The sequence below is a fragment of the Azonexus sp. genome, from assembly GCF_030824335.1.
Classification (GTDB): domain Bacteria; phylum Pseudomonadota; class Gammaproteobacteria; order Burkholderiales; family Rhodocyclaceae; genus Azonexus.
This window is the reverse complement of sequence record NZ_JAVBXX010000044.1, coordinates 45,175-69,818: the sequence shown is the minus strand read 5'-3', so window position 1 is coordinate 69,818 and position 24,644 is coordinate 45,175. Positions and strand designations below refer to the sequence as shown.

At 60.4% G+C, this 24,644-nt stretch carries 24 protein-coding genes; 11 read left to right on the top strand and 13 right to left on the bottom strand.

Features of this window, described 5'->3' with window-relative positions; genetic code table 11:
* Positions 1 to 62: 62 nt before the first annotated feature.
* Positions 63 to 2,357 (bottom strand): Sec-dependent nitrous-oxide reductase, encoded by a 2,295-nt coding sequence (nosZ, locus tag RCI20_RS17605; protein WP_306607889.1) that lies wholly within the window; start codon positions 2,355 to 2,357, stop codon positions 63 to 65.
* Between the two features lie 350 nt (positions 2,358 to 2,707).
* Between nosZ and RCI20_RS17600 the strand changes: the two genes are divergently transcribed.
* From RCI20_RS17600 to RCI20_RS17550, 11 genes are all read left to right on the top strand, one after another.
* Positions 2,708 to 3,328, top strand: a complete 621-nt coding sequence (locus RCI20_RS17600; protein WP_306607887.1) for an SCO family protein — start codon at positions 2,708 to 2,710, stop codon at positions 3,326 to 3,328.
* Positions 3,325 to 4,044, top strand: a complete 720-nt coding sequence (locus RCI20_RS17595; protein ID WP_306607885.1) for a hypothetical protein — start codon at positions 3,325 to 3,327, stop codon at positions 4,042 to 4,044. Before RCI20_RS17600 ends, RCI20_RS17595 begins: the two co-directional genes overlap by 4 nt.
* Positions 4,041 to 4,421, top strand: coding sequence for a hypothetical protein (locus RCI20_RS17590; RefSeq protein ID WP_306607884.1), 381 nt, complete (start codon positions 4,041 to 4,043; stop codon positions 4,419 to 4,421). Before RCI20_RS17595 ends, RCI20_RS17590 begins: the two co-directional genes overlap by 4 nt.
* A complete protein-coding gene (locus RCI20_RS17585; protein WP_306607882.1) occupies positions 4,418 to 5,020 on the top strand; it encodes an SCO family protein in 603 nt (200 codons plus the stop codon). The genes RCI20_RS17590 and RCI20_RS17585 overlap by 4 nt, the downstream gene beginning before the upstream one ends.
* A 77-nt stretch (positions 5,021 to 5,097) precedes the next feature.
* A complete protein-coding gene (locus RCI20_RS17580; RefSeq protein WP_306607880.1) occupies positions 5,098 to 5,769 on the top strand; it encodes a hypothetical protein in 672 nt (223 codons plus the stop codon).
* Between the two features lie 90 nt (positions 5,770 to 5,859).
* Entirely contained in the window at positions 5,860 to 6,285 is a 426-nt protein-coding gene (locus RCI20_RS17575; protein WP_306607878.1) for a cytochrome c, read from the top strand.
* 56 nt (positions 6,286 to 6,341) lie between these two features.
* Positions 6,342 to 7,721 carry a cbb3-type cytochrome c oxidase subunit I gene (locus RCI20_RS17570; RefSeq protein WP_306607876.1) on the top strand — a complete coding sequence of 460 codons (1,380 nt, stop codon included), beginning with the start codon at positions 6,342 to 6,344 and terminating at the stop codon, positions 7,719 to 7,721.
* Between the two features lie 131 nt (positions 7,722 to 7,852).
* Positions 7,853 to 8,443 (top strand): cytochrome c oxidase subunit 3, encoded by a 591-nt coding sequence (locus RCI20_RS17565; RefSeq protein ID WP_306607874.1) that lies wholly within the window; start codon positions 7,853 to 7,855, stop codon positions 8,441 to 8,443.
* Complete coding sequence (locus tag RCI20_RS17560) at positions 8,430 to 8,726, top strand: cytochrome C oxidase subunit IV family protein (RefSeq protein ID WP_306607872.1); 297 nt, start codon at positions 8,430 to 8,432, stop codon at positions 8,724 to 8,726. The genes RCI20_RS17565 and RCI20_RS17560 overlap by 14 nt, the downstream gene beginning before the upstream one ends.
* Positions 8,723 to 9,535 carry a CbbQ/NirQ/NorQ/GpvN family protein gene (locus RCI20_RS17555; RefSeq protein ID WP_306607870.1) on the top strand — a complete coding sequence of 271 codons (813 nt, stop codon included), beginning with the start codon at positions 8,723 to 8,725 and terminating at the stop codon, positions 9,533 to 9,535. The genes RCI20_RS17560 and RCI20_RS17555 overlap by 4 nt, the downstream gene beginning before the upstream one ends.
* Positions 9,536 to 9,574: 39 nt before the next feature.
* Positions 9,575 to 10,306 (top strand): Crp/Fnr family transcriptional regulator, encoded by a 732-nt coding sequence (locus RCI20_RS17550; RefSeq protein ID WP_306607868.1) that lies wholly within the window; start codon positions 9,575 to 9,577, stop codon positions 10,304 to 10,306.
* Between the two features lie 2 nt (positions 10,307 to 10,308).
* Here RCI20_RS17550 and RCI20_RS17545 read toward each other — a convergent pair whose 3' ends face one another.
* The 12 genes from RCI20_RS17545 to RCI20_RS17490 all read right to left on the bottom strand — a co-directional run bounded on the left by RCI20_RS17545 (position 10,309) and on the right by RCI20_RS17490 (position 24,641).
* A complete protein-coding gene (locus RCI20_RS17545) occupies positions 10,309 to 12,696 on the bottom strand; it encodes a TonB-dependent siderophore receptor (protein WP_306607866.1) in 2,388 nt (795 codons plus the stop codon).
* Positions 12,693 to 13,217, bottom strand: a complete 525-nt coding sequence (locus RCI20_RS17540) for a YfiR family protein (protein ID WP_306607864.1) — start codon at positions 13,215 to 13,217, stop codon at positions 12,693 to 12,695. Before RCI20_RS17540 ends, RCI20_RS17545 begins: the two co-directional genes overlap by 4 nt.
* A gap of 17 nt (positions 13,218 to 13,234) precedes the next feature.
* Positions 13,235 to 14,494 carry a diguanylate cyclase gene (locus RCI20_RS17535; protein ID WP_306607862.1) on the bottom strand — a complete coding sequence of 420 codons (1,260 nt, stop codon included), beginning with the start codon at positions 14,492 to 14,494 and terminating at the stop codon, positions 13,235 to 13,237.
* Between the two features lie 342 nt (positions 14,495 to 14,836).
* Positions 14,837 to 15,325 (bottom strand): nitrous oxide reductase accessory protein NosL, encoded by a 489-nt coding sequence (locus RCI20_RS17530; protein WP_306607860.1) that lies wholly within the window; start codon positions 15,323 to 15,325, stop codon positions 14,837 to 14,839.
* The gene (locus RCI20_RS17525) at positions 15,325 to 15,936 is read right to left on the bottom strand and encodes a nitrous oxide reductase accessory protein NosL (RefSeq protein ID WP_306607858.1); all 612 of its coding nucleotides are present in this window, start codon (positions 15,934 to 15,936) and stop codon (positions 15,325 to 15,327) included. Before RCI20_RS17525 ends, RCI20_RS17530 begins: the two co-directional genes overlap by 1 nt.
* A gap of 79 nt (positions 15,937 to 16,015) precedes the next feature.
* Entirely contained in the window at positions 16,016 to 16,717 is a 702-nt protein-coding gene (locus tag RCI20_RS17520) for a sulfite exporter TauE/SafE family protein (RefSeq protein WP_306607857.1), read from the bottom strand.
* A 98-nt stretch (positions 16,718 to 16,815) separates the two neighbouring features.
* Complete coding sequence (locus RCI20_RS17515) at positions 16,816 to 18,744, bottom strand: TonB-dependent siderophore receptor (RefSeq protein WP_306607855.1); 1,929 nt, start codon at positions 18,742 to 18,744, stop codon at positions 16,816 to 16,818.
* Between the two features lie 26 nt (positions 18,745 to 18,770).
* Entirely contained in the window at positions 18,771 to 19,538 is a 768-nt protein-coding gene (locus tag RCI20_RS17510; protein ID WP_306607853.1) for a sulfite exporter TauE/SafE family protein, read from the bottom strand.
* A complete protein-coding gene (locus tag RCI20_RS17505) occupies positions 19,528 to 20,592 on the bottom strand; it encodes a 4Fe-4S binding protein (RefSeq protein ID WP_306607851.1) in 1,065 nt (354 codons plus the stop codon). Before RCI20_RS17505 ends, RCI20_RS17510 begins: the two co-directional genes overlap by 11 nt.
* Positions 20,585 to 21,436, bottom strand: coding sequence for a hypothetical protein (locus tag RCI20_RS17500; RefSeq protein WP_306607849.1), 852 nt, complete (start codon positions 21,434 to 21,436; stop codon positions 20,585 to 20,587). Before RCI20_RS17500 ends, RCI20_RS17505 begins: the two co-directional genes overlap by 8 nt.
* A 185-nt stretch (positions 21,437 to 21,621) precedes the next feature.
* Positions 21,622 to 24,045 carry a cation-translocating P-type ATPase gene (locus tag RCI20_RS17495; protein ID WP_306607847.1) on the bottom strand — a complete coding sequence of 808 codons (2,424 nt, stop codon included), beginning with the start codon at positions 24,043 to 24,045 and terminating at the stop codon, positions 21,622 to 21,624.
* Complete coding sequence (locus RCI20_RS17490; RefSeq protein ID WP_306607845.1) at positions 24,042 to 24,641, bottom strand: heavy-metal-associated domain-containing protein; 600 nt, start codon at positions 24,639 to 24,641, stop codon at positions 24,042 to 24,044. The genes RCI20_RS17495 and RCI20_RS17490 overlap by 4 nt, the downstream gene beginning before the upstream one ends.
* Between the last annotated feature and the right edge of the window lie 3 nt (positions 24,642 to 24,644).

The following is a 24,644-nucleotide window of genomic DNA, read 5'->3' as shown; positions in this document are numbered from 1 at the left end:
AATCACAGGCGGAAAAAAAGGGGCAGGATTTCTCCGCCCCTTTGCCTTGCCTGTCAGGTCAATTACTTGACCTTCCTGGCCCCGTTCTGCTCAAGGTAGGTCTTGGCGCGCAAACCGATGTCGGCAGCCTTGACCTGGTATTGCCAGACCTGCTCGGCCCACAGATTTGCCTGTTCCCAATCCTTCTGGGCAGCAGCGGCTTCATGCTTCTGCTTGGCATCCTTGATCTTGCTCAACTGGTCGGTGGCATCTTCAACCATGGCGACGACGTCCGGGAAGTCCTTGAAGTTCGTGCTGGTGATGTAACCCACCACGGAATCAATGACGGCCTGGGTATCGACCACCTTCTTCAGCGTTGCCTTGTAATCCGTTTCGCTGTAGCTGCCCTTGGCCATTCCTACCTTGGTCGGCTTCCAGCCCTTCGGCTTGACCAGCAGGTAACCCTGCATTTCGAGGTGCAATGCGGAACAGAATTCCGTGCAGTAGTACGGATAGACGCCTTCCTTGTCGGCCTTGAACTTGACGGAAACCGTCTTGCCCGGCTCAACCGAGGCATGCACGTTGAAGGTCGACACGGTGAAACCGTGGGTTTCGTCCTGTGCCCGCTCGAGGTTGGTCAGGTGGATCGTCACTTCGTCGCCCACGTCGGCTTCAATGGTTTCCGGCGTGATGTGCGAACGAATCAGGGTGCCATAGACCGTAATCTTGTTGCCCTTCTTCTCGATCCGCTCTTCACCGGCACGAACGGCGCCCGGATGCGGCTTGTCGGTGCGGCTGTCCGTACCCACCTTGTAACGCACGCCCGGCTTCAGCTTCGAGGCTTCGATGGCGACCACATAGTGCGGCTCACCCAGCGGCAGCGGCATGTCGTACAGCAGTTGCATCTTGTCGTTGGCGATGTCGATCAACTGGTGGTTCTGCGGATGCAGCGGGCCAACCGGGTTGAAGCGGTCGATCGACAGCTTGTTCAACGCTACCAGGTAGCGGCCCTTCGGCGCCATCGAATCGCCTTCCATCGTCATCAGGTGACCGATGTTGTAATGGACGGAAATCTTGTCCAGTACCTTGCCTTCACAGAAGTTCCACTTGGCGACTTGCGAATCGACGTACAACGAGGTGTAGGCGACACAGGTCTTCGAGTCGAACTGCGTGTGCAAAGGGCCGAGGCCGAGTTGCACCTGCGTATGCAGCGCGTCCTTCATGGCGATCACCGGGATGCCGTACGGATCTTTCGATTCGAACTTGCCAGCCTTGATCGCGGCCTGGATTTTCTCGAAGGAATAGACCGACACGTGCGTATCCAACTTGCCGGAAACGACGATGAACTTGCCGTCCGGTGTCACGTCGGCGCCGTGCGGCGACTTCGGTTCCGGTACCAGGAACAGGATGCCTTCCTTGACGGCGGTATCCATCGACAGCACGTCGTGGCCGTTGATCTTCTTGGCCTTGCCCTGGGCAACCAGTTCGGCCGCTTTTTTCCAGTTGATCACGTGCAGATAGTCGGTGTCCTTGGCGGAGCAACCGGCTTCATACGGCGGACGACCCTTTTCGATACCACCGACGTAACGCTCGGTACAGAACGAATTGGTAAACGACCAGCCATCCGACGGCCCTTTACCGGCATCGGACAAATCCTGCGAGTACGGCGGCAGCTCAACCGAGAACGACTGCTTCGGGTCGATCCGACCGGCCTTGCGGTCGAACTTCCAGTAAGTCACGCCACCGCGGTATTTTTCATTGAATTCTTCCAGCGGGTAGAACTTCTTGTTCTCCAGCGGCGTCGCGTATTGCGCCGCTTCGATCACGTACTCGCTGTTCGGCGTCACGAAGGCGCCGCCATGTTCGGACTTGTAGATCGGATTGACCACGATCTGCTTGGTTTCGAAGTCGCGCAGGTCGATCACGGCGAGGCGCGGGTTGGCTTTGTCATTGATGAACAGGAACTGGCCATCATATTGACCGTTGGTTTCCGAGATCGCCGGGTGGTGCGTGTCGCCCCAGGTGATTTCCTTGCCATCGATATTGCCCTGGCGCAGAACGGCCTTCGAATTCTCATCGAAGCCATAGCCCTGCCAGGGTTCCGGCGTGAATACGCCGATGTACTTCAGGATGCGCATCGACGGAATGCCGTACACGATGACCTGCCCCGACTGCCCGCCCGAACTGAAGGCCAGGAACTCATCCCGCTTGCCGGTCGGCACATAGGTTTTCGCCGCCGCCAGCAGATCCTGCTGACTCAAGCTGCGACGCTTCATCACGTCCTGCAGCGATTCGGCCGACAAGGCAGAACCTGCTGCGCCAAGCCCCAGCCCCGCTGCCAGCAGCAGAACACCCGACTTGATTGCAAATGTACTCATCTCGTTTCTCCCAAAAAATTGGTATTTACCCCCAATCACCGAGACTCGTATAACAGCCAGGGTCTGCGGCAATTTGTCGCACTGTATGCCGCAGTCCCGGTAAAGAAATTGATCAATCCTAAATTCGCCGGGTTTTTGACAAATAGATGTTTTGGCGCCGATTCATGCACTGGCAGCTCGTGAAAAAACCGGAAATTTGATGGCGATTAAATTTATTCACGACGGCTTGCCCAACAATCCGGACATTGATCTGTCGAGAACCGAAATGTCGCCCACGCCGAACATGCCTGTCCCGCCTGCCGCTGCCGGAATGCTGCGGACAGCCCGGCAAGAGTGAACGGAGCGGCGCAATGAAGGGAAAAGCACTGCAGGAAAAATTACTGGCCGCCGTTGCCCTGTTGCTGGCCTTGTGCATCGCCGGGCTGCTGCTGTTCTGGCATCCCGTGGTCGAAGAACGGGCCTTGCCCCGGCCGGGGCTGCCGCCGGGCGGCGACTTCAGGCTCGATTCGGCGCAAGGAAAAATCACCCTGCCCGACTATCGCGGCAAGATTGTCGCCTTGGCCTTCGGCTATACCTACTGCCCCGATATCTGCCCAACGACCCTGGCGACGCTGGCCGACGCACTGGAGCAACTGGAACCCACGGAACGGCAAAAAACGGTGGCGATTTTTGTCTCGGTCGATCCGGCCCGCGACACAGTGGCCCACCTGAAGGAATACGTGGCCTTTTTCGATCCCGGGATCATCGGTGCCACCGGCAGCCCGGCAGCGCTGGCCGAACTCGGCCAACGCTACGCGCTGTATTACGACCGCCCGAAAGAAAACAATGCCGGTGAAAACTACATCATCGACCACTCGGCGGATATTTACCTGATCGACGGCCAAGGCCAGCTACGCGACAAAATCGCCCACGGCACGACGTCGACCGCAGTCGCCCAGGCGATGCGCAAACTCTTGAAGGGCAATCGATGAATCCCCCTTGTTTCCCAAAGCCGCGCCGCCTCATCCTCGCTCTGCTGAGCCTGCTCGGCCCGCTGGCTGCACCCGCACTCCAGGCCGAACCCGGACGCGAGCTCTACCAGCGCTACATGACCCAGGCCGCCAGCAATGACTGCATCGAACTGGATATCGACCTGGCCCACGGCGAGACTTTTACGGTCGACGGCAAAAAACTGCGTTATTCAATGTACGGCAAGGACATCGCCGAAGGCTGGAGCTGGCCCGAGCAGCAGCCGGTTGGCGGCGATTACTTCCGCTACAAATACCTGCCGCTGGCCTCGGAAAGCGAAGACCGACGCAGCTATGTGGCGGAAGACAAGGTGGGCGAACCGCAAACCATGATCGAACGCTGGCGCTACGACTATTTCCTCGCCTTCAACAATCTGGCGGCTTTCATTCAAGCCGATGACGACGATGCCGCTCTCTCCCTGGCGCTACCCGACGACTACCCGCCGGAAGCCCTTGCCCTGCACGCCAGCGCCTGCCTGACGACACCGAACACCCGCGAAAGCACGACATTCTGGAAAGCGACCCACAGCACACCGGTCGATCTGACATTGAAGAAACGCTACCTGATCGGCGAACTGAAGGCGCTTTACCTGATCGACCGGAACGACGGACGACACCTGGCCGAATTGCTACCCGGAACAGCCCGCCCAACCCCCGCATCCCACAAGGAAAACCCATGAAAAACAAATCCTCGATAGCGCGCAACAAACTGCTGTCCGCCCTGCTGCTGGCCGGACTGAGCTGGCAAGTACCGTTGGCCGCGGCCAACGATAGTGCAAACGACAGCAGCCTGCAGCAGACGGTCAGCGAACTGGGCAAACTGAATGGCATCGCACTGGCCTGCAATCAACCGGCGCTCACCGCCAGGGCGCGGGAAATCATGATCGACACGGTGCCCAAGGAACGCAGCATCGGCGAATATTTCGAACAGGCGACGCAACAAAGCTTTCTGGCCTATGGCAGCGCAGGAAAAACCTGCCCGGACGGCAAGGCGCTGGCCAGCCAGGTCGACGAAGTGCGCAGCAAACTGCGCCGGCAACTCAACAAGACACCATGAAGCACGGCCGACTACCCGCCCTGCTGTTCCTGATCGGTCTCGGACTTTGCGGGCCGCTGAGCGCCCAGAGCACCTCGCCGCACGACCTGTTCGATCTCGAGGTACGGGATATCCGGACGCGCTACCTGCTGGTCGGGCCGAATGGCTCAGCCGTCTCGAACGAGGATTTCCGCGGTCGCTTTCAACTGATCTCCTTCGGCTACACCTATTGCCCGGACATCTGCCCGACGACGCTGGTCGAAATGGCCGACATTCTCAAGCAACTGGGCGAACGCGCGGAGAACCTGCAGGGTATTTTCATTTCGGTTGACCCGGAGCGCGACACGCCGCAGTCACTCCAGACCTACACGCGGTTTTTCGACCCGCGCATCCTCGGCCTGACCGGCTCGCCCGCGCTGGTCCAGGCGGCGGCACGCAACTTCAAGGTACGTTACGAAAAAGTCGTCAAGGATGTCGGCGACCCCAAGCTTTATGCGGTCGACCACTCGGCGGGCATGTATTTGCTCGGACCGACCGGCGGCTTCATCAAGAAATACGGCTACGGCACACCGAGCAGCGTGATCGCCCAGGACGTGCTGGGCTTCATCGAAGCCCGCTGACTTCGCCAGCACACGCCGAACTCACCCCGAATTCACCTCAATCCGCAGAGAAAAGACCCGAGATGCACCGCCAAAACATGTCCCGAAAAATCCTGCTTGCCACCTTGCTCGGTACGCTGCAGGCGCTGCCAGGCCAGGCCCTGGCCAACGAATCGACCAACCCAGCGGTCACCGTCCCGCCTGCCGGCAACACGACGCCCGGCGAACCGCCCGCCAACGACAAGGTGGCGCGCGGCCTGATGTTGCTCAGCCAGAACCGGATGATTTTTTCTCCCTGCCGGGATCGCAGCTACAACGCCGTCGAAGATGCTTCACCCGACGGTGCAACGGGGAAGGCGCTGAAGACGCTCGGACTGGCCGATGGCGTACCGCTTTATGTCGAAGTCTTCGGCGAATCGGCCAGCGGCATGTTGCGCATGCAGGGAATCAACATGGCGCAGCAGGATGCCCGCTGCTATGCCCCGCGCCGGGCCAGCGGCGAATGGCGGGCTGCCGGCCAGGACTGGGCACTGACGCTGTTCGAAGGCAAGGCCACGCTGCAACAAACCGGCCGGGAAGACCTGGCGGCAGCGAGCAGCGAAACCCGCTCGCCCGATCATGTGGAAATTCGCCTGCACGGGACGTCGACCGCAAAAATCACGCTGCAGCGCCAGCTCTGCCATGACAAAGACAAGCAGCGGATTTACGCATGGACGGCTGAAATCGACCTCCCCGACGGCAAACTCGGCGGTTGCGCCTGGCGCCAGTAAGCGCCTTGCCGGGGCGTTCTTGACCCACATCATGGATTGGCCACAGGCAAAAAATCGAGAATGCGCTCACCGTCAGACAAGGAGCGCAACATGAGCGGCATATTTACGAAGTCAATGGCACGGAACATCTTCTACGGGGGGACGGTGTTCTTCTTTCTGCTTTTTCTCGCCCTGACCTTCGATTCACACAAGGAATTTCCCAAGCGGGACAACAGCCAGAATCTGACGCCGCAGGTCATCGCCGGCAAGAAGATCTGGGAAACGCGCAACTGCATCGGCTGCCATACGCTGCTCGGTGAAGGTGCTTACTTTGCGCCGGAACTCGGCAACGTCTATCCGCGCCGCGGCCCGGAATTCATCAAGGCCTGGATTCAGTCGCAACCGACCGGCACGCCGGGACGTCGCCAGATGCCGCAGTTCCATCTGAGCGATGAGGAACTCGACAACATCGTCGCCTTCCTGAAATACACCTCCGAGATCAACACCGCCAACTGGCCGCCGAATATTGAGGGTTAGTCGAAGGTTAAGCATGCGTTTCACGGATCAGAGCAATTATCAAGGAGTTCACTGCGATGCAATATAAAAGCCAAGCAGTCGCCAAGCCCTATTTCATAGCGGCCATCGGACTGTTCATCGGCCAGATCGTCTTCGGATTGATCATGGGCCTGCAATACGTCATCGGGGATTTCCTCTTCCCCGAAATCCCGTTCAACGTGGCCCGCATGGTCCACACCAACCTGCTCATCGTCTGGCTGCTGTTCGGCTTCATGGGTGCTGCCTACTACATGGTGCCCGAGGAATCGGAAACCGAGTTGTACAGTCCGAAACTGGCCATCGCGCTGTTCTGGATTTTCCTCACCGCCGGGGCGTTGACCGTACTCGGCTACCTGTTCGTGCCGTATGCGACGCTGGCCCAGATGACCGGCAACGATCTGCTGGCCACGATGGGCCGCGAGTTCCTCGAACAGCCGCTGCCGACCAAACTCGGCATCGTCGTCGTGGCGCTGGCTTTCCTGTTCAACATCACGATGACCGTGCTGAAGGGCCGCAAGACCGCGATTTCCACCGTGCTGCTGCTCGGCTTGTGGGGTCTGGCGATCTTCTTCCTGTTCTCCTTCTACAACCCGCACAACCTGGTCAAGGACAAGTACTACTGGTGGTGGGTCGTGCACCTCTGGGTCGAAGGCGTCTGGGAACTGATCCTCGGTGCGCTGCTGGCTTTCGTGCTGATCAAGGTGACCGGGGTCGACCGCGAAGTGATCGAAAAATGGCTGTACGTCATCATCACGCTGACGCTGATCACCGGCATCATCGGGACTGGCCACCATTATTACTGGATCGGTGCACCGGAATACTGGCAGTGGTGGGGCTCGATCTTCTCCGCCCTGGAGCCGATTCCTTTCTTCGCGATGACCGTCTTCGCCTTCAACATGGTCAACCGTCGCCGTCGCGAGCATCCGAACAAAGCGGCCGTCCTGTGGGCGCTTGGCACCGGCGTGATGGCCTTCCTCGGCGCGGGCGTCTGGGGCTTCCTGCACACCCTGGCCCCGGTCAACTATTACACCCACGGTTCGCAGATCACCGCGGCCCACGGTCACATGGCCTTCTACGGCGCCTACGTGATGGTCGTCCTGTGCATCATCAGCTACGCCATGCCCATCCTGCGTGGCCGTGCGGCGAACTCGAACAAGGCCCAGGTATGTGAAATGTGGAGCTTCTGGTTGATGACCGTCGCCATGGTCTTCATCACGCTGTTCCTGACCGCTGCCGGCATCCTGCAAGTCTGGCTGCAACGCGTTTCCGACACGCCGATGTCCTTCATGGCCACCCAGGATCAGGTCGCCCTGTTCTACTGGATGCGTGAATGGGCCGGGGTAATGTTCTTCGTCGGGCTGATCGTTTATGTCATCAGCTTCTTCATCAAGGGTGAAACCAAAGCGGCAACGCAGTAACACCGCCGTTTCTTCACTGAGCAGGGGCAGCTTCGGCTGCCCCTTTTTTGTTTTTGCCGAGCGGCCGGCGATATCCGGAAAACTTAGCGCGGATCAAGGCCGGCAACGAGCCTGCTTTCTAGACTCACGGCATGACAAGTCATGCACTGCCCCTCCCGAATTCCACCGAACCCCGACTGGCCGGCGACTTGGCTATCTGGTTCTTCATCATGGCCGAGCTGCTCGCATTCGCCGTCTTTTTCGCGGCCTACGCCTTCACCCGCGCCGCCCATGTCGAGGAATTCAACCTTGCCCAGCAGGCGCTGAACCGTAATGCCGGCGCGATCAACACGCTGTTGCTGCTGACCGGCAGCGCCTTCGTCGTCCGCGCCGTACAGGGTGCGCTGGCCGGCGAAGCGCGGCGGGCGGCGCCGTGGATGCTTGCCGCCATCGCCAGCGGCGTGACCTTCCTCGTCGTCAAGATGGTCGAATATTCCGCCGCCTTCGACCACGGCGTCAGCCTGTCGAGCAGCACCTTCGACATGTTCTACCTGTCGCTGACCTTCTTCCATTTCATGCACGTCATCCTTGGCCTGGTCATCCTGAGCGTGTTGTGGCTCGGCCTGCGCGCCGGCCGCTACGGGCCGCACAACATGAACGGTCTGGAAAGCGGTGCCGCCTACTGGCACATGGTCGACCTGCTCTGGCTCATCCTTTTTCCGCTCGTCTATGTCATTCACTGAAAACGTCGCGGCCGGCAGTCACGGCACCCCCGCCGGCACCTTCCGCCACTGGCTGGTGCTGATCGTCGCCACGCTGCTTACCTGGCAACTCGGCGAAAGTCGTGGCGGCGGGCTGTTGACCGCAATAATCCTCGGCATTGCCATGATCAAGGGCGCCGTCATCGCCTTCGATTTCATGGCGCTGCGCCACGCCCCCCTGCTCTGGCGCTGCCTGCTCGGCGGCTGGCTGGTGCTGGTCTGTTCCCTGATCGGGCTGGCTTACTGGAAAGGCATCACCCCATGAACGCACGCAACACCCAGCAGGACGATACGCTAGCCCTGCCTTACTACGCCCCCTTCGGCCATGAAGAGGCGATCTTCGAATCCGCCTGGCGCAACCGTCTGCCGCTGCTGATCAAGGGGCCGACCGGCTGCGGCAAGACCCGCTTCGTCGCCCACATGGCCGCCCGCCTCGGCCTGCCGCTGCACACCGTGGCCTGCCACGACGACCTGACCGCCGCCGACCTGGTCGGCCGTCACCTGATCGCCGACGGCGACACCCGCTGGTGCGACGGCCCGCTGACCCGCGCCGTCCGCGAAGGCGGTATCTGCTACCTCGACGAAGTCGTCGAGGCGCGCAAGGACACCACCGTCGTGCTGCATCCGCTGGCCGACGACCGGCGCCTCCTGCCGATCGACCGCACCGGCGAACTGCTCGAAGCACCGCCCAATTTCATGCTGGTCGTTTCCTACAACCCGGGCTACCAGAATCTGCTCAAGGGGATGAAACCCTCGACCCGGCAACGCTTCGTCAGCCTGCGTTTCGACTTCCCCGAGGCCGCGCGCGAAGAAGCCATCGTGCTGCGCGAAACCGGCTGTGCCGCCGATCTGGCACGCCGCCTGGTCGGTATCGCCCAGTCGCTGCGCCAACTCAAGGACCAGGACCTCGAAGAAGCCGTCAGCACCCGCCTGCTGATCTACGCCGCATTGCTCGTGCGTGACGGCATGGACCCGGTGGTCGCCTGCCGCGCCGCCATCGTCGAGAGCCTGACCGATGACCCGGAAGTCGCCGAAGCGCTGATGGAAGTGATCAGCGCCACCTTCGGGCGTTGATGCCATGCGTTTCACGAACTGCAACTGAAAAGGCCGGCCATGCAAAATCCATCAAGCTCTGGCATCTCCGTTCCAACGCAAAGCAGCGCGGCGGAAATCCTCGCCAGAACGCCGCTGTTCTGCGATCTGCCGATCGATGACCGGCAACGCCTGGCGCAAGGCTGCCGCCTGGAAAGCTACGACAAGGGCAATATCCTGTTTCACAAGGGCGATCCCTGCCACGGTTTTCATCTGGTCATTGAAGGGCAGATCAAGCTGGCTTTCGTGTCGGCCAGCGGCCATCAGAAAGTCGTGGAAATCATCCCGCCCGGCAAAAGCTTCGGCGAAGCCGTGATGTTCATGCAGAAACCCTACATCCTGATGGCGCAAGCCCTGACCGATTGCCAACTGCTGTTCATCACGAAAGACGTGATCCTGCAGGAAATCCGCAAGGATTCGGATTTCTGCATGCGCCTGATCGGCGGCCTGTCGATGCGACTGCACCAGTTGATCAAGGACCTGGAAATCTATTCGCTGTGTTCGGGTCGCGAACGCATCGTCGGCTACCTGCTCGGCGAAATGGCCGACGACGAGGGCAATCCGCCGAGCGGCCGGGTTGAAGTCTGCCTGCCAACCCACAAAGCCACCATCGCCTCACGACTCAACCTGACGCAGGAACATTTCTCCCGCATCCTGCACGAACTGGCCGACGATGGCCTGATCAAGGTCGAAGGCCGGCGCATCATCATCCCCGATGTCGCCAACCTGCATTCCAGCCTCTGCCTGCCCTGAAATCAGAAATCGACCGCCAGCCGCAGATAGTAATAACTGCCGTTGTAGCCGAACGGCGCGTACTGCGAATACTGGATCACCTTACCCAGGCCCACCAGGCTGTCGTCGGTATTGCCCCACTTCTCGGGTTTGACATTGAACAGGTTGACACCGCCCAAGGCCAGCGTGACATCTTTCGCCACACGATAGGCCAGCTCTCCGTCGACCGTCCACCTGGCTGAAAACGTGACCTTGTCGTAAGCCTGGACACTGGAGAATTTGCCGAACCGGTTGAGATTGACGACCACATCGTAATCGCGCGTCGAATACTTCGACCAGAGCTTGATCGCATCGATCGGCTGCCCGCCCTCCATCATCACTTTCGTGAAGGGATCGAGGATCAGATCGGTCATATTGACCCCGAGCACCGCCGGCGCCTGGTTGATCGTGTTGATATTCGTCTTGCTGCGCTGGTAAGCGCCGACGAATTTGAGCTTCGCGCCATTACCCAGATCGTGTTTGTAATCCAGACGCAAATCGAAACCGCGGGTCCGTGTACCGATGGCATTGGTGAAATACACCGCACCATCAATATTGTTTTGCGCCAGGACGGCCGCTGCCTGCGAGCTGAGCGAAGACAGGCTGTAACCGGCAATGTAGCCGGTCGGCATGATGCGGTCTTCGATGTCAGTGACGAAGACATCGGCACTGGCGGTCAATTGCGCGGCCGGTTGATACACCAGGCCAAGGGTGAAATGCCGGGACTTTTCCGGCTTCAGATCGGTCGCCCCCAAAGCGCGGGCTACCGGGTGGTCGACCGCATAATTTCCCCAGAACTGGGCGGCAGCGTCGTTGCTGTTGCGGTACGTCCCGGTGGAAGAAAAATGGCTCTGTGACAACGATGGCGCACGGAAACCGGTACTGGCGCTGGTGCGGAACAGCAGGTCTTCAGTGGCGCGGTAGCGCAGCGCCAGCTTGCCGTTCAGGGCCGAACCAAAATCGCTGTAGTGCTCGGCCCGCGCTGCGCTGTCGAGCATCAGGCGATCGGACACGCTGTATTTCAGATCGCCGTACAAGGAATGCGCCTGACGCTTCGCGGAAACCTCGTTCTCCGGGCTGAAGCCGGGAAAACCTTGCGCGCCATAGGCATAGTTATTCTCTGCCCCCAGCATGTAGGACGCGGCATCGCCTTTGTCGATGCGGTAATGCTCCTGACGAAACTCGTAACCGCCGGACAGCGTGTGGCGACCGATCTTCCGGCTCAGATCCAGGTTGAGAATCTGCTGCGTGTAACGCGTCGCCCCGCTATCAAACGAGGTGGGCGTCGCACTGCCGAGCGAGGTATTCAGCGAGTCATTGACGTAGAAGTGGTAATCGTTGTGCCCATGCGTATAGCTGACATCCCAGCGCGTACCGCTGTCGAGTATCCCTCTGGCCCCGCCGGTCATGGAGAAATCGAGGATTTTCGGCTCGATCAGGGGCAGGAAGCCATTCGGATAAATCGTCGAGAGATTCCGCTCATCGTCGGCCCGCCGGTAGAAAGCGCCGGCGCTGCTGCGTCGCTTGTCGTACAGGCCATGCGCGTAAAGCGTCGTGTCGCCGCGCGGCAATTCGGCGTTCAGGACGAACAGGCCGTCTTGCGTGTCGGCATCGCCAAAGTGCGTGTTGCGCCGCCCGCCATCATAGGCATCCGGACCGGCCCGATTGCTCGGGCCACGGTCGCGCCATTCCGCCGTCAGATTGACAAAGCCGTCGCCGGCCAGCGGCAAGGTATGGAAGACGCTCACCTGCTTGTTGATGCCGTCGCCTGCGCGTGTCCGGCCATAGCTGACGGTGGCCTGGCTGGATTGCCCGTAACCCTTGAGAATGATGTTGATGATGCCGGCAATGGCATCCGAGCCGTATTGCGCCGCCGCACCGTCGCGCAAGACCTCGACGCGCTCGATGGCACGCAGGGAGATGGTATTGAGATCGACGCCGGAACTGCCGCGCCCCACGGTGCCGTTATTGTGCAACAGCGAACTCTGGTGCAAGCGCTTGCCGTTGATCAAAACCAGCACCTGATCGGGATTGAGGCCGCGCAGCGTGAACGGCGGCGCATGATCGGTGCCGTCGGCAATGCTCGGGCGCGGTGCATTGAAGCCGGGCACCAGCACCGCCAGGGCACGGATCAGTTCGGTCTGGCCGGTCGATTGCAATTGCGCCGAGGTAATGATGTCGATCGGCACCTCGGCATCGAGCGCGTCCCGCTCGCCGCCACGCGACCCGACAGCCGCCTTGGCCTGGGTTTCGATTTGCAGCAACTGATCGAGCGGCCGGCTGTAGTAATCGTTGGTTTCCTGAATCGTCTTGTCAGCCGCAAATGCCGTACCGATCGCCAAAGGAAGGAGTGCGCAGCAAAAGTGTTTCATGGCTTGTCTCCCCGCAGCACAGTGGCAATCGACAACAAGGGAGCGCCGATCTTCAGACCGGATTTGACGGCGGCGGCATGGTTGATCTTGATACGGGTTTTTTGCTCGACAAAATCCAGCTGGATGATGCCGCCGCTTTCGGCAAAGCCCTTGGCTTCGCTGATCGTCAGTATGCCGTTCTTGTGGGCAAACTCGGTCGCGGCCAAACGGGCAGCGGCATTTCTCAAGGTAATGAACAGAACGTCCGTTTCGCCCACCTGCTCCAGCTTGTTGGCGTAGCGCAACTCGATAGGCTTGTTGTGGATGCGTTTGTCCCGATACAGATCATCGAGCAGTTTGCCGAACGGATTGTCGTCAAGCAGGGTGATGACAAAGCGCTCGCGCTCCCTGTCTTTGTCGGGCCAGTCGATATAGCTGGCAAAACGACCGATGAACACGGCTTCGAGCTTTCTTTCCTCGTCGCCGGCATAGACCCACGGTGCTTGCAGCAATGACAGCAAGCCGACCATCAACAAAAGCATCCTCACCCGAACTCCCCTCAAGCCACGATGTAACAGTTGCGACCAGCCGCCTTGGCACGGTACAAAGCCTCGTCGGCGGCAGCGATCATTGTCTCAATCGGCTCGCCAGGCCGTTTTTCCGAGGAATATACACCGAGGCTCACCGTCACATTGAGCGAGTGTCCAGGTTGATATTCGATGCTGCGGCCTTCGAGTCCGAGGCGGATGCGCTCCGCCACGGCAATGCAGGCATCAAGCGTGCCGCAGTCACAAATCACCAGGAATTCCTCACCGCCCAGCCGGGCCACCAGGTCGTACTCACGGGCGCTATCCAGCAATACCCGCGCCGTTTCCTGCAAGACAAGATCGCCCACCGGATGACCATAAAGATCATTGACCTTCTTGAAAAAGTCGAGGTCGAGCATGATGATGCCGATCGGTTCCCCCTTGCGCAAGGCGCGGGTGAGCATGGTTCGCATGATTTCCATCGCATGATGGCGATTGGCCAGACCGGTCAACGCGTCCGTCGTGGCAAGTTTGCTCAAGCGGTCATCGCGCTCGTGGATATCAGCCAGCATGGCGTTGAAAACATCGTAGAGACTCTTGAACTCATCCCGGCGGTTCGATGTCAGCACGGCGCGGTAGTTCTTCGTCTGGGCCACCTCTTGCATGGTGGCGATCAGGCTCATGATCGGACGCGTGAACAGCGCCTGGAGTTTCAACGACAAAAACAGCAGCAAAACCAGCGTCAGCACGGATGCGGCAATTTGCACCAGCACGAATTCGCGGATTTTCGCCCACATCAGTTCGGTATCCGAAATGATCGCCAGGGTGCCAATCGGCTTGTTTTCGAAAAAAATCGGCCGCAAAACCAGCATCGAATCATTGTCGATGCGCTCAACGAAACCAAGCGGACTACCGAGTATGCCGGCATCTTTTCGAATGCTCGCCTGCAGGGCTTCCTTGAACGCTTGTTCGCTCGATGTCGGCAAACCGGCGGAACGATACTCCGCGAGCAGTTTTCCGGATTCATCGCTGACCACGGCCAGCAGGATATGCGGGTCCGCGTGCAAGGAAGCGAGCATGGCATTTGCACTGTCCGCATCGCTGAAGGCCAGTGCAGCGCGCATGTTCTCGCTGATCACGTCGGTCAACTGATGCAAAACCCGCAACGAGGACTTCGACTCACTCAGATAAGTCGAATAAATCGCGATCAGCGAAGAAATGACCAGCGCAAGCCACGCACTCAAACCGAGCAGGACAATCAGCTTGTAGCGAATTGAAATCCTATCGAACATAACGTTTTGATTAAACAGGTTATTAACCGAACAGGATTTTTGATTTCGGAAGACATGACCGCGACAGGGCCATCTATTCCACTTGGTTCACACAAGCGTTTCAGCAGACGCAGGAACCAAGGGACTCGACGATTCTACCCCAAGCCGAGGGCGTGCAAACCTCCCGCAACAGCAAGGGCCTGCGTTTTACTGGACGGCAGATGCCAATCCCCAGTCCGTAATGATTTTTACCTGAGGTTTGCCCGCATACCCAAGCCAACTGGCGAGTTGCACGAGTCCCCGTCACGTCAGGGACGTTTTTTGCAAAATTATCCGGTCGACCGCAAAAAAACCGCCGATTATCTACTTGAACCGACCGGCATCCAATGCATCGGGCAAATCCGGGGTAATCTGATCAAACTTCAATAAGCGCTTGCCCTTGTGATCCTTGAGGAAATCATCGGCATCCTCCCGGGTGCCCAAGGGCACGAATTCGTGCCCCATCGGCCCGAGCACATCCGAACCAGTCACGAACCAGGCTCCGCGAGCATCGATACGCTCCAGATTGTAGAAGTCTGTCACGTAAATACCGACAATATTTTCCCGGCGATGCCCCGGCGCATACTTGGACAGGTCGAACAGGAACTTGAACATGTCCTTGGCCCCATCGAAGAAATGGGCATGCCCATCCTTCCAGACGACGACGGCGATCCAGTTCGGATACTTGGAAACGATCATGCCGCAAACCGGGCATAAATCCTTCGGACCCGGTTTGGGCACAACCATGCCTTGCGCGTAAGCCGGCACCAGGCAGAACGCGAGGCCGGCAACAATGAAATGACGACGCTGCATCAGCCCTGCTTCTGCTGCATCGCGCGCTTGCGGCGCTCTTCACGGTTCTTGCGGATCTGGGCGACATCGTCCGACATGCCGAGATAGCTTTCGCGCAAGGCATCGTTGAAACTAGCCAGCGTTCCGCCGTGCTTTCCCTGAAACTCCTTGGCTACGTCGGCTGAAGCGAAGGAATGCTTGCTCTTCTTCGTCATCGCGTGTTTCAGGTCAGCACCGATCAGGTAGGTCAGCTGGTCAACCGGCACCAGCGGACGGGGTTCCTGGGTTGAGCCAAAGTCCGGCCCCCAGATGTTCTTCGGTTCGCGGTCGATGTTGAGGCTGAGGCTGAGCGCCAGACAGTGGATGGAACAGACGCCGTCGGCCAGGTCGTCACCGTACTGGACCAGCATCCGGGTCTTGTTGTGCTCCTTGCGATCCATGCCGCAGTACGGGCATTTCGCGTATTTTTCGATATCCCGCTCAAGCGGATTGGCATCGGCTGCCTTTTTGGGAATAAACTGGTTCGGCGTCCCGTCGGTCGTGCAGGCCTCGGCACGTGCGTTACCGGTAGCGGCCATGGCCATGGCCAGACCGGCCAGTGTGGAAACCTTGAGAAGATCGCGGCGATTCATGGTGTTCTCCCTGTGTCGAATTGATTTCGGGGCATATTAGCGCCGCTTGATTTACCCACTCTGCGGCATATTGTCGCAGTCAGCCGATCAGCCGGTGCATCACCATGTAGTAACGCATGCCCTGCCAGAGCGTCGAAACCCCGAGGGCGATGACGAACAATGCCGCCCCCTTGAGCAGCCAGCCGCGCAGACGCGGCCCCAGTTTGCCGAAGAGGAAGGAAGCGGACAGCATCGACGGCAGCGTGCCGGCACCAAAGGCCAGCAGCAGCAAGCCGCCTTCGACCATGCTGGGCGCCGTAGTTGCCTTGACCGCCATCGCCATCGTCATCGAGCACGGCATCAGGCCGTTGATCGCCCCGCCGATCAGCGCACCGGCAACCGGACCACGCTGGACCGCCAGGGAAAACTGTTTGCGCAGCCAGGCGACCGGTGCGAAACCGAGGCTGTTGCGCCAGGGCGAAACCCCCAGCAGGTCTAGGCCGAGCAAGATCACGACAACCCCGGCGACGATCTGCAAGATGCCCTGTAGCTTGCCGAACTGTCCAGTCGCCACGAGCACTGCGCCGACAGCGGCGGCAATCACGCCGATCACCGTATAAACACCGACACGCGCCGCGTGATAAGCAAGGTAGGGCCAGATGCCTTTGGCGCCGAGACGCATGAAGAATGCCGAGACCAAGCCACCACACATACCCAGACAGTGCCCGCTGCCGAGCAGGCCGGTCATGAAGGCCAGCCAATAGGAAAGATCGCCAATTGCCTGGTGCTGAGAGTGATCCATCGTTTTGTCCGTGAGAAGCGCCTGGCAGTCTAGCAAACCGGCTCAAAAAAAACGCCACGGATCAAGCGTGGCGATTTTCATTGCTCACTACCGCAAGATCAGAACCGGTAGCTACCGCTAAGGTAAAAGAAACGGGTCGGAGGATCCTCGACGGCATACATCGAGCCCCAGTTATCTGGCGCCTGCTTGTCGAAGAGATTGGTCACGCCGGTTGCCACCGAGAACTGCTTGTTGAAGCGATAAGCAATCTTGAGATCAGCAGTACCGTAATCGCTGGAAATATTCAGACCACGAATCGTATTGTGGCTGTTGTAATAATTGAAGTAATAACGCCCCAGCAAGTCCGCTGTCCATCCGGCCTGCTCGAAACGCAAACCCATTCTTGCAATATTGCCCGGCCTGCCGGTCAAACGGTCACCGGTAGTATCGTCGCGGGCATCAATGTGTTCATAAGCACCGCGTAACGACCAAATCTGACTGATTTGCCATGCCGCACTCAATTCGATGCCCTCAATAGTGACTTGTCCGATATTGGCATAGACCGAACGGGACCTCACGCTCGCAGGATCCGTCGGCAATCGAGCAGCCGAAATAGTCGTAATCAAGTTCTTGCTACGCGTCTGATAGGCAGACACATCGACTTTGATTCGCTCGGCGGCATATCCTGCAGCCAATTCAAAGCTACGGCTTTCTTCGGGTTCGAGGGTCTCACTACCGAGAATAAGGAAAGTTCCACGCCGGAAAGTCGCATATTGTTCAAGTACCGTGGGCGCACGAAAAGCCTCGCCATAGCCAGCCCGGAAGCGCCAGTTACCCGGCGTGTATTGAAGCGAGAGACGCGGCGTCGTTGCATCCCCGAACTCGTTGAAGCGATCGTGCCGGACTCCGGCAAGAATGCTCCATTCGCGATTCAGCCGGATATCTCCTTGAGCAAGAACATAGTTATTTGTCCGATCTCCCTCCCGGCTCGTATTGTTGGCGATGCTCAACTTGTCATTCTGTTGCCCGATGCCCAAGGTCAGGGTGTGATCGCCAAATGGCAGGACATAGCGCCCCGCATACTGAGTCTGGGTGTAATCGGTTTGCTCGATCAAAGGATAAGCGCGGGTCGTCTTCGCATCGCTCGTGCCACGCGATGCATCCAGGCTGAGAATACCAGGACCGACTTCACCGGTGTAATTAAGGCTGCCGTAGTCGCGGTCTTCGCGCTCGTAAGCACTGAAGCGCGTAAATGGGGTGGTCGTCAGTTCCCCTGGGCTGCTGTCATCCTGTCTGGCCCGCTCCAGACTCAAGCGCAGCTTCTGCCCTGGTGCGACCTGAAGACCCGCCTGGTAATTGATGTAAGTCTCATCGACACCCTTCAGATCGGCGGCATAACTATTATGGTCGACGCGGTAATCATCCCGGTTGCGCTGCTCGACACTGAATCGATGCGTCAGCATTTCACCACCATATTCGAGAGAAGCTTTCCAAAGGTCGGTTTCCCGCTGCTTGCCTCTGGATTGCCCATAGGTAACCGAGGTGCCGCCGTGCAACCCGCTCCCCAGCTTGGGCTGACGGGTAATCACATTGATCACGCCGCCGGATGCATCAGCCCCGTAAAGGGCGGACATCGGCCCGCGAACAATCTCGATCTGCTCGACATCTTCGGTGCCATAAAGGTTGATATCGCGTGAACCGTATTTCTGCGTACGGCGCATGCCGTCGAACAGAATCAGCGTGCCGCTGCCAGTCATCCCGCGCATGCTCACCGTGCTGTTCAACGAGGTGCCGCGGGTATCGACACCGACCGCTTGGTCAAGCGAATCAAGCAACGACACACCGGGCGTCGACTCGATATCGCGACGACTGACGACCTGAACGCTGGCCTGGACGTCCTTGACATCCTGGGCATAGCTGGCGGCGGTAACGACGACGGTGGGCATGATGCCCGCTTCCTCGGCGGCGAGCGGCACAGTCAGCGCAAAAAGGATTGCAGCGCTGAGCGGACGCAGGCGAGGCAGGGAAGATGGATTGGTGGTTTTCATGAGGTCTGGTGGGTGTATTGAAGAAATCAGTCCGCCCGCTGGCGGAAAACAACGGGAACAACAGCTACCGGTATCGGCGTTTGCCCCGGACGGCGCCGCAGCAGCAAGCAGGCCGCAGCAAGGCAAAGCAGCAGTGAAACCAGCGCGGCTTCCGGCGACACCGTGGCAATCCGGCGGCAACCGATGAGCAGAAGCACGACTGCGGCGCCAAAACGCAACAGTTCCTCCAGCCACGGCTGATCGTTGCGCAGATGCTCCCCGACGCTGGCACAAGCGGGAATCAGGACGAGCATCGGCGTCAGCAAGGCACCCAACCCGAAAACCATCCCGAGTAGCGCGCCTTGCATGGCTGATGCTCCTGCTGCAGCGGTGGCAAGCAGTGTTGCCAGCGGCGCGCAGGGAATCAGGGTCAGCGCGATACCAAGCAGGAATGGGGGGAAATTGGCCAATTTTTGTGGTCGACCGCAGGTGCCACGGTTTTTTCGGCCAGGCACCACCAACAACAAAGCGGTCAGGCAGGCAACGCTGCCGATGATGAGGTTGCCCAGCCCCCCCACCAGCCATTTGACAAAACCGGCGCCGACCAACCCGGCCAGTCCGCCCAGCATCGAATAGGCGAGCAGGCGACCGCCAAGAAAGAGGCCCATGTCGATCAGCCCTGCCCGCCGGCCACCTGCCTTGCCGAAAGCCAGCGTGCCGATGAACGGCAGGCAGGTCACGGCACAGGCAGTCAGCCCGAGCGAAACTCCGAGCAGGAAGACCGTCAGCAGCGATGTCGTCGAGTCAGCCGACATGCTTTTCCTGCCGCGACTTGCGCACGATGCGGACCGGCTTGACCTCTCCCTCCGGCGTTTCACCGCGGACCCGCCGCTTGTAGTACTCACGAGCCGACGAGAACAGCGCCAGCGGCCCAAACTTGAGGCGGATGACGCCATCGTCCGGACAGAATTCGGCGCAGCGGCCGCACAGTGTGCAGTCCTCGTTGAAAGCCCGGCGGCCGTGTTCGTGGTGAATCTCCGGGATATCCATCGGACAGGCTCTGGTGCAGATACCGCACTTGTCGCACTTGGCGTGTTCGACCTTGCTCAGACGCAGCAGCGCAGCGTGGCGGGCCACGGCATTGAGCGCCAACATCGGACAGATGCGGCAAAACGGCTGGCGCACCGCCAGTGCCGCGGCAACGACGAAACCGGCAAGCAGGTTGGCGACGATGCCGAGGCCGAGGCTGAAGCCGTCGGCGCCGGTACGGATCGCCAGTTCATCGGTGTTGGCTGTTAGCAAGGTGGTTACGATGCGCGACGGACAGATGTCGCAATACGGGTTGCCGGCCGAATGCGGCGCGTAGCCGAGACCGGCGAGCAGCGGCACAACGAAAACCAGACCGAGCAATACCAGCCATTTCACCGGTCGCAACCAGCGCAGTTTGCCCGCTGGCACGGGCGTCATGCCGAAACCGAGGCGGCGGCCGAGGCGGAAAAGCCATTCCTGAACCGTTCCCAGCGGGCAGACCCAGGCACAGAAGGCCTTGCCGAGGACGAAAAAGAACAGGAGGAAAGTGCTGAAGGTAACGAAAACTGGGATCAGCACCTTGACGGTAATCTGCTGGGCTTTGGCCATCACCGCGCCGACGCGGTGGTCCATCTGGTGCTGGAGCGGCACCAGCGCGCAGTAGCCGCCGTTTACGCTGTCGTAAGCACAGGATAGCGCAGGCAGCGCAGTAGATATTTTCTCTGCCGCATAACTACCCACCAGCAAGCCGCCATAGACGCTGAGCGCAAAGGTCAGCAACTGGACCAGGAAGCGGAACCGGGACAGCGTTGGAACAACTTGCTTCAGTCGCTCAGGCATTCTTCTTCTCCTTGCGGCGCAGCAGCGGCACGGCAAACACCATGCCCAGTGCGAAGACCCCAACGCCAAGTGCCAGACTGCGTTCTCGCATGCGGTCCGGGTTGTAGCTCTGGTTGTAGGTCGTCAGGAAACGCTTTCCCCCGGAAACATGATCAAGCGAAAGAACGAATTCCTGACGTGCATTCATGCCCTCCTTGGCGTTCAGGCGCTCACTCGTGAAATCGCGTGGAAAGCTGACCTCGGCCACACCGTCGGCGTCCGCCATGAATTGCTGCCGGGTACCGCCCTCGGTTTCGAGGGTCAGCAGGTGTCCGGGCAAAGGCTGATTGTCGTGCCGCAACAGGAAACGCCAGCGACTGCCTTCACGCGTGCCGCCATGCTCCTGCAGGCGGAGCGGAACGATTTCCAGCCCACCGCGCGGTGCGCGCAGCATCTCGGTCGGAACCTGATGACGGGCTGGAAAGAAAAAATAGGTGGTGGCACGGACGACTTCACGTTCGTTCTCACGCGTCGCGATGAACCACAGGTGGCCGCCGGTACCCATCTGGGCCTTGCTTACCGTCCAGCCATCCTTGCCTTGCGCCAGGACAACCGGTGCCGGTGCTTCCGGAGTCTGCAGCACGACCTGATCAAAATCGCCGACGCTTGCCTTCACCCGCATGCCGGGTGCTTCGCCTCGGCTCATCGTGACCCTCAGCAAGGCATCACTGCTCCAGGTGGTCGCCATGGTGGATGCCTGTGCCGCTGCATGGCCTGCTTGTTCACCATGGGCCAGCAGAGTCGGACTGACACCCGTCAGGGCAAGTGCCAGAAGCGTGGAAGCAAGAGCATGGGATCGAATCATTACGTGCGCCGGAGATTGGAAAGCGCGCAATGGTTACATAACGTCACATGACAAGGAATGCGACAAGATGTCGCACTAAGTACATGATTGAATTATTATTTTGATGTAGATCAAGTTACCCGGAGCGCTTGCTGGAATTCCTGGCAAGGCCTGCAAATCTGCGAGACAGATATTCCCGGAATGAGTTAGCGCTGCAAGCGCAGCGAATTGGCCACCACCGACACCGAACTCATCGCCATCGCCGCTGCCGCAATCATCGGATTGAGGCGGCCGGCGGCGGCGACCGGGATGGCGATGACGTTGTAGCCGAGCGCCCAGAACAGATTCTGGCGGATGATCGCCATCGAGCGCCGCGACAGGTCGATGCCGGCGGCGACGCGGGCGATGTCGCCGCCGACCAACGTGATGTCGGCCGATTCGACGGCGATGTCGGCACCGCCGCCGATGGCGAAACCGACGTCGGCGGCGGCCAGGGCTGGCGCATCGTTGATGCCGTCGCCGATCATGCCGACCCGCTCGCCGGTTGCCTGCAGTTCGCGGATAACGGCCAGCTTGCCGGCCGGCGTGGCGCGGGCGATGACTCGTTCGATGCCGACCTGGCGGGCGACGTGATGCGCCACCGCATCGACATCGCCGGTCGCCATGACGGTCTTCAGGCCCAGGCGATGCAGCAGCGCGATGGCTTCGCGGGCGCCGGCACGCGGCTGATCGGCAATGGCGAAAACTGCCCGGATTTCGCCGTCGACCGCAACATGCACCGGCGTCTTGCCCTGCTCTGCCCAGCGTGCCGCTTCGTCGGCCAGAGCGCTGCTGGCGATGCCCTGTTCGGCGAACAGCGCGGCATTGCCGATGACGATGCAGCAACCGTCGACCGTCGCCGTGACGCCCTGCCCCGGAAGCGCGGCAAAGGTATTGGCATGTAGTGGCTGGCCCTGGCGCGGCCGGCACCAGTCGGCCATGGCCCGCGCCAGGAAATGCTCGGAACCGGCCTCGGCAGCGTCAATCAGACTGGCCAAGCGGGCCTCGTCGGTGCCGGCGACCAGCAGCGCATCGCTGACCACCGGCTTGCCCTCGGTGATCGTCCCGGTCTTGTCGAAGACCACGGTAGTCAGCTTGGCAGCGGTTTCCAGGGCTTCGCCGTGACGGATGAAAATCCCGCGTTTAGCCGCCTGGCCGGTACCGACCATGATCGCCGTCGGCGTCGCCAGGCCGAGGGCACAGGGACAGGCGATCAGCAGCACGGCAACCGAATGCGCCAGCGCCGCCGATACCGGGGCGCCAGCCAGCGCCCAGCCGGCGAAGGTCAGCCCGGCGATGCCGCCGACAGCGGGTACAAAACGCGCCGAAATGCGGTCGGCCAGTTTCTGCACCGGCAGCTTGCTGCCCTGGGCGTGATCGACCAGCTTGACGATGCCGGCGAGCACAGTGTTACCGCCGATGGCGCTGACGCTCATGGTGAAGCTGCCGTTGCCGTTGAGGCAGCCGCCGATTACCGTATCGCCTTCGCCCTTGGCCACCGGCAACGACTCGCCGGTGATCATCGCCTCGTCGATGCTGGAATTGCCGGCGAGCAATCGGCCGTCGGTCGGCACCTTTTCTCCGGCACGCACGCGCAGGATGTCGCCAACTAGCACGTCGTCGATCGGCACTTCGCGCTCGCTGCCGTCAGCCTCGATGCGCAGTGCGGTTTCTGGCTGTAGTTCGATCAGTTTGCGGATCGCCTCGCCGGCCTGACCCTTGGCCCGCTCTTCCATGTAGCGGCCGAGCAGCACAAAGGTGCAGATGCCGGCGGCCGACTCGAAATAGACGTGGTGATGCATTTTGAACACGCCAGGAATGCTGTAGGCCCAGGCGGCGCCGGAGCCGATGGCGATCAGCGTGTCCATGTTCGCCTCGCCCTGCTGCGCCAGCGCCCAGGCCTTGCGGAAGATGCTGTTGCTGCTGCCGAACAGGATCGCGCTCGACAGCGCGAATTCCATCACGCGCAAGGCCGGCGAGCGGTGCATCAGCATCCCGGAAACCATCACCGGCACGGTCAGCAGCGCCGACTGGACGAAGCGCTTTCTGGCTTCCTCGACGCGCGCCTTCTCGCGCTCGACCAACAATCGGCGCTGGGCCAGCGTGTCCATCGGCCGGGCTTCGTAACCCAGGCGGCGGACCACCGCCGAGACGCCATCGCGGTCGATCACGCCATGCACGGTCAGCGTCGCGGCAGCGAAATTGACCACCGCCGAACGTACGCGTGGGTCGCGCTTGAGCTTCATTTCGATCAGCAGCGCGCAGGAGGCGCAGCTCATGCCTTCGACGGCCACCGAGCACTCGCTGACCGGGCCGTCGACCGGCGCCACCGGCGTTTCCACTTTCGGTGCCGCCAGCAGGTTGCCGAGGATGGCGTCAAGCGTCGCCAGCAGGCGCGCCTCCGGTAACGCGGCGGGATCGTAGCGCACGGTCAGCGAACCGATCTCCGCCACCACGGCCACCTCCTTGATTGCCGGATGCTTGCACAGCAGGATTTCCAGGATGTAGCAGCGCTCCTGCTCGCCAATCAGCGACGGCGCGATGACGCGAATGCGCCGGACCAGACGATGGGCGACCTGGAAATGCTTCATTGGCTCTTGCGGTAGCGGACCAGCAGGAAGACCAGGTAGAACACCGTCAGCCAGGCGTTGCTGTGGGCGACCGGGTTCTGCAGCCAGCGTTTGGTGATCAGGTCCCAGTGCGTCTTGATCAGGTAGAAGGCGACGATGTCGTTGAAGAAATTGACGATGGCCTTCTCGGTAAGCGCGCTCTCGACCAGCGGCTGGAAACGTGCCTGCAGGGAGCCCTCGGCCGGCGGCGTGGCCGGCGTCAGCAGGGCCTTGAGGCGGTCGAGCAAAGGCTGCAGGCCGTTGGCAAAAGCCCCACCAACGAGGCTCTCCGGCGCTTCGGCGACGGGCTCGGCGGTGGACGGCTGATCGCCCAGCAAGACGAACAACGCCCGTGCCACCTGGCCGGCACTGACGGTTGCCGCATCGAAACGAATCGACATCCGCCGGCCATCCGGGTCAACCGTGGCGCCGGCAACGCCGGGCGTCACCGGCAGGCCACGCTCGACAGCCTGCGCGACCTCGGGCCGGCACAGTTCGTTCGGCAGTTCGAGGCGCAGGAAGCCGGCCCCGCGATGCAGCACGACGATGCGCCGTGCCAGTTCATCGGCTTGTGACATGGT